Genomic DNA, 2,046 nt, shown 5'->3' on the forward strand with positions numbered 1-2,046 from the left:
CGACACGATGCATTGCTCTCTTAGGTAAAGCACTCAAACGCGCATGCCTTTCACTGCGCATGCCCCCGGCGCGTGGCAATGCTGGATCACCGCTTTCGATCAGACACGGAACCTTATAAAGAGCAGGCCAAGGAGCAACTGGCATACTGCTTGGCCAGGTGCTGCGTTTGGCAGGGATACTAGCTCGGCCGCGTACAGCCCCCCGTCGCGCTCACTCAACCATTGCCGCTATTCTTTTACGCGGCGGATGTCGTGAAGAGCCACTGTCGGCCCCGAATCTCCTGTATGCTCGATGTAGTAGGCGCCGCATCGATACTGCGCCAACGCTGGCTCGTAATGCGAGCCAGCATCGATCGCACTATCAACATTCGCGCATCGAGCACGCGGTAACGCGTGGCGTCAATGAAGGCCAGACAGTTTGAAAAGCGCAACGGCGAGACGGCGCGGATCGATCTTCTCCAATCAGTGAACATTACGGTTCGCGACCCCAACTTCCTCAACTCTGCTGTGGTCACGCGCTTTCGCCGCCTGAAAGGTAGTGCAAAATGGACTTCTTAATGATCGCTGCCGCCGGCTGTACTATTGGCGCAGCCGCATTGGGAGCTTGGTCATTGCGCAGCGAACATCGCAAGCGTTACCATAAAGAGCGCGGACACCAAGGTGCCCAAGGCTCACCTAGTAAGTTCATCGGACCTGCGCCTCTCGTTCGCGGACCAAAAGGTGATTGGCAGCATCCGGCTTTACCGACTTTCGATGAGGGCGACAACTGGCAGTTGAGTGACTGGGCTGCGAAGCAAGGCCTCGAAATTCGTACCTGCTTACTAAAGGATGAGCCCGAACGAAGCCCCGCTTATCAAGCGTATTTCCGGCATGCGGACCCGCATCCGGGTTACTTCGCCTGGCAACCTTCGCCTCCTGAAGGATCGGGTTGGTTCGCACTCGTAGTGAACGACACCGACACTGGCCCGCGTTGGTGTTGGGCCCGACAAAGCGTCCCGACACAGTAATTGACTCAAATGGTCGACTGTCAGCGCCCGCTGACCTGGCTAGCGCTGGATGCTGAAAAGAYCGCACGGCATAGCTTCTGTCCCCGGCGCGACATAGCTCTATTGATGACACAATTTTCCTCCGCCGCCAAGCCACTGGAACTTGCGCAACTTGAAATCCGGGACTATATCGAAGAAGTGGGTCATACAAGGCAGCGATCCGCGCCGAAATTGCCCTGAACCGCCTCATGTGCCCTTGACATTTGTCCCCCGCCACAGTGAATGCCATCGATGCGTATCTCGCCGAACGCTTGACGGCGGGCGGCACGCAGGAGACGGCGGCCCCCTATCGCGGTTTGGCTCCCGACAGCAGGCAATTTCTCACGCGCTGCGGCAAACCAATGCGCATCGTCCCATGCGGCCCCATAGGACAACACCTCATCTGCAAGGAAATCCATGAAATCTATCGTCGCATCCTGGGCTATGGCGAGCTATGCGGCATCAACACTGCTTTCGGGCGACGCATCGCGACGCAAATCGCTTCATCAACGCGGCGCCAGACCGGAGGAGATCGGTGACGCGCTTGGCTTGCGAAAACCGGCGGTTTACAAACTGCTGCGGTATAGTGATGACGAGGTGACGCGCAAATCGGGAGACGCACAGCTTAACAAGCACACATGATGCAGGTAACAGCAGGGCAGCGTGGACCGAACACTATCACAGGCTGGCCACGGCAGAGCAGTTTAAGCCGAAGGCGCACAATCGACGACGCGATGGTCGCACCAGCGGCCAAGTATCACACGCAGAATCGTCGCTTCATCAACTCTCTGATCGCGCAGATATCCGATCGCGTAAGTCGATCCATGGACTTTCTTCAGATCGATGGCATGGTCGATGGCTGCGGCCACTACGGTCCTCTTACGCCGATTGGACATTGAACTCATGTGGCACCTTTTTAAGGTTGATTGCGTACCGTACAACACTAGCACTGAAAAGCGTTGCCAGAGATCGTCATTTGCTATCGAAACACGTGCCATTTAAGAGCGGCCTTATCTAGCAT

Annotated in this window: 3 protein-coding genes; 2 read left to right on the forward strand and 1 reads right to left on the reverse strand. The window is 56.7% G+C overall.

Annotated features, from left to right (window positions below):
* Positions 1-402 precede the first annotated feature (402 nt).
* Positions 403-558 (forward strand): hypothetical protein, encoded by a 156-nt coding sequence (locus AB4Z11_RS30270; protein WP_442029669.1) that lies wholly within the window; start codon positions 403-405, stop codon positions 556-558.
* A gap of 706 nt (positions 559-1,264) precedes the next feature.
* Entirely contained in the window at positions 1,265-1,564 is a 300-nt protein-coding gene (locus AB4Z11_RS30275) for a hypothetical protein (protein ID WP_442029671.1), read from the forward strand.
* Between the two features lie 165 nt (positions 1,565-1,729).
* Here AB4Z11_RS30275 and AB4Z11_RS30280 read toward each other — a convergent pair whose 3' ends face one another.
* Positions 1,730-1,894 carry a hypothetical protein gene (locus tag AB4Z11_RS30280; RefSeq protein ID WP_442029673.1) on the reverse strand — a complete coding sequence of 55 codons (165 nt, stop codon included), beginning with the start codon at positions 1,892-1,894 and terminating at the stop codon, positions 1,730-1,732.
* Between the last annotated feature and the right edge of the window lie 152 nt (positions 1,895-2,046).

Origin of the sequence: Pseudoduganella sp. RAF53_2, assembly GCF_052113985.1 — a bacterium.
In the GTDB taxonomy this organism is placed as follows: domain Bacteria; phylum Pseudomonadota; class Gammaproteobacteria; order Burkholderiales; family Burkholderiaceae_D; genus Rugamonas.